Annotated in this window: 3 protein-coding genes; 1 reads left to right on the top strand and 2 read right to left on the bottom strand. The window is 65.1% G+C overall.

Going from position 1 to position 3,248, the window contains the following annotated elements:
* Positions 1 to 150 precede the first annotated feature (150 nt).
* Complete coding sequence (locus AC54T2_RS19635; protein WP_496667008.1) at positions 151 to 648, bottom strand: hypothetical protein; 498 nt, start codon at positions 646 to 648, stop codon at positions 151 to 153.
* 136 nt (positions 649 to 784) lie between these two features.
* Positions 785 to 1,747: an aminoglycoside phosphotransferase family protein gene (locus AC54T2_RS19630; RefSeq protein ID WP_496667007.1), complete on the bottom strand. Its 963-nt coding sequence runs from the start codon at positions 1,745 to 1,747 to the stop codon at positions 785 to 787.
* Between the two features lie 170 nt (positions 1,748 to 1,917).
* Here AC54T2_RS19630 and AC54T2_RS19625 point away from each other — a divergent pair, with 170 nt between their 5' ends.
* The gene (locus AC54T2_RS19625; protein ID WP_496667006.1) at positions 1,918 to 2,511 is read left to right on the top strand and encodes a DUF6461 domain-containing protein; all 594 of its coding nucleotides are present in this window, start codon (positions 1,918 to 1,920) and stop codon (positions 2,509 to 2,511) included.
* Positions 2,512 to 3,248 lie beyond the last annotated feature (737 nt).

The following is a 3,248-nucleotide window of genomic DNA, read 5'->3' as shown; positions in this document are numbered from 1 at the left end:
CGCGCCCCACTGCACCTGGGGACGCGAACGCTGGCGGCCACCCCGCTCGCCCGGCGCCCTCATCTCGGCAGATCCGCGCACTATCAGCGGCAGATCCGGACGTTGGGCATGGACGCGAGTCAACGCCTCAAAGGGCGCCTCGGCGTCGCGTTACGGCGCTCGCACCGGCGGCTCGACGAACGCGGCCGTGAGTTGGCGTTGCGCTCGATCCGACTTAGAGAAGCAGGCTTGGAATCCCTTAGGGCGCAACTCCACTCCGGGCGACGCGATAGTTCGGACGCCGCCAGGCACCTCGATGTCATCACCGAGGGAGTACTCGCCGACCGCAGGAAACGTGATGGTTCGGCCATCGTCTTCGAGCGTTGCTCCGACCATCGCCCAGACTGGAAACTCCCCGTCGTCGGTACGGAGTGAGACGCACCCGTCGCTCGACACGTCCAGTGCCCCATAGAGCGTGGTCTGTCTTCCCACCACGGACTTGGCATAGGGGTCGGACAGGAGGATGTCAGCACGAAGCGTGACGGGCTTCGGCTGTTCGTCGCATCCTCCGAGCAGCACCATCAACGGAACATGTGCGACGAGGGCAGCGACCGGCATCAGCGACCGCGTAAGAAGGTGGTCGACGGACGACCTCCGCATCGAACTCACCTATCCAGTATCGCGCCTCGGCGCACGCATTCTCGGCAGATCCGCGCACCATCAGCGGCAGATCCGGACGCTCGCACTGAGGCGACTCGTGGTCGTGGAGTACGTGGAGGAGTGTCCTCCCCTGCCGACGCCCCGATCAAGCCTCGGAGAGGACCGCATGCGCCATCGCCAACCGGTCGGCGCACCTCTTCGGCATGGTGTGCCAGTAGTACGGGAAGGTGATGACGGCGATGAACATGGCCCAGCCCATGCTCGTGCGCCATTCTTGATCGCTCACACCGAGCGTCTCGCGCAAGACTTGGCGACCCTCCGCGTCAAGGACTTCCCACGCCGCAATGAGGTCGACGGTTGGGTCGCCGACTGCGAGGCCGCCGAAGTCGAGGACACCGGCAAGGCGGCCATCATCAGATACGAGAAGGTTCTCAGCGAGCAGGTCGCCGTGGTACCAGTGCTGGCGCTGAGGAAGGTCCCGCTCGGCTTCCAAGGCGTCGTCCCAAACGCTCCGAGTGCGTTCTAGGTCGAGGTCCAGGTCACCGATCGCCCGACACGCCTCTACCACCTCGTCAAAGTCCTCGACGAGATCAGAGAGAGGCCCGCCCCGGTATGCGTTGAGTCGAGGGTCGCTCAGCGCCGCCGACGGAACCGGGAGGCTGCGAAGTTGTGCCAACATCGCGCCGAGGTCGATGGCCATGTTCTTGGCGGTCTGAGCGTCCGCCGTCGGTGGCACGGTCGGAAGGCGGCCCTTCAGCCAAGAAGTCACGAGCCACTTCTCTGGGTAGCCGAGGTTGGGGTCACCGACAGCGATGACCTTCGGGACCGGCACCGAGAGTCCAGCGCCTACGAGGGGTAGCCACGTGGCTTCCTTCTCGATGGCAGCAGACCCACCGGGCTGTCGCGGCAGACGGACCAGCATGTGGTGCCCTAGCCGGAATAGGGCATTGGTAGAGCCGGAGGACGCGAAGCGCCTGACGGGCAGCCCTGCGAACTCCGGCATGGACATCGCCACGAGCGCCGAGACAGCTTGTTCGTCGATGTCGATCTCATCGGCGTGAAGGCGCGGCACACGTCCATCGTGGACGTCCTGGTGATTCAGCGCCACTGAGTTCCTAACGAATCGACGAAGGCCGGTGGCGTCGCTGCGTCTTGGGTCGCCATCACCCGCTCATCGGCAGATGCGGTCGACCTGATCGCGGCATGTGCGCGCGTTCGTCACGGCTCACGTTGTCGCTAGACCACCGCTGCCTCGCGTGGCGACGCTAGCCTCCCTGCATGGATCACGACCCCTTCCACTACGAGGCGATGTTCGAGGCTGCGGGAATCGACGGCGAGTCGCTGACCGTGCTGCTCGTCCGGGGTGGCACGCGTGCGGACGTGCTTCGACTTATCGGCGCGGAAGCCGAACCCAACGGAGAGCCGTATCCGGACCTGGAGGATGTGGACTACTCCGGGTATGCGTTGGCCGAGGTCGAGGGTGGTGTTGTCGCGTTCGAGCACACTGGATACGCCGACCCCAGCCCACGAGTGCTGGCCGCACTCTCGTCGCTCGGAGGCGCTGCGGCGGTCACGCGCTGCAACATCATGGCCCATGAGCGGTTTGGTTGCGCTCGCGACGGCGGGGTTGTCTTCGACGCTGACGAGTTCATGTACGTGGATGAGGAGGAGAAGGAGTTCGTGCCTCCCGAGTTGCGCCCCATGTTCGACTCGGCCCGGGTCGGCCTCGATGCCGACGACGAAGGGGGAAGCGGCTTAGTCGGCTTCGCGATGGCGGCCATCCATACCGGTGTCGTGGTCACCGGCGAAGACCTGATCCGTGCTGTGCAGCCGGGGTACCACCGCGTGCGGACGCTCACCTACTTGGAGTGATTTCGCGTAGGGAGCATTGTCGAATCGTGTCAGCGCGAGACATCACGCTCGTCGTCTGAGCCGACCAGGTAGCAAACGGTTGGCTGCCCAACGTCCGCGCATCGGCCTGGGCGGATGCACGAGTCGCGGCAGATCCGGATGTTCAATGTGCTCCCTGAGGCACGGCGTTCCTCAGCCGGACACCGTCAGCAGAGCACACGCCTCGTCGAGGGCGTTCGCCGTGCACAGTCGGTAGTCGCCCGGCGAGGCAGTCTCGGGGACAAGCACGCGGTCTGGCCCAGGGCCGCTTACTCCGACTTGTTCCCAACCCCGGTCTGCGCTGTCCTCGACCGTCCACCACGTCGGCGTGGCGTCGCCTGACGTGCCCCAATCAGAGGTCAGGAAGTACTTCTCCTCCCACTGACCCTCGCTCCACTGGGCAAGCGAAAACGCGATCCCGCGTTGACTATCAGAGGGGAATCGCAGTGCGACCTCTTGTCCGGGCGTCGCCGATGTAGGCGCGACTCTCATCGTGCCCTTGAGGCCGGAGTCCAGACTTGGGGCTGAGTCGTCCGCGCAACCGCTCACGACTAGAGCGACAGCAAGCAAGGCCCACCATGAGGTACGACGCTCCATGTCCTGACCCTAGGGGCAGGGTGTCGGCGTTGGTCCGCTCATCGGTGCGGGTTCAGGCGGTCAGCGCAACACCTCGGCTAGTGCTTGTGATGGTGTCTTGAAGCCGAGGGTCTGTCGAGGGC

It is taken from the genome of Nocardioides sp. Z35_8, assembly GCF_059621125.1.
Note: the sequence above shows the minus strand (reverse complement) of the source record. Positions and strands in the feature narration are given on the sequence as shown.

Excerpts from the sequence above, each read along its gene's own strand:
- AC54T2_RS19625 (WP_496667006.1), top strand. The coding sequence starts at position 1,918 with ATGGATCACGACCCCTTCCACTACGAGGCGATGTTCGAGGCTGCGGGA.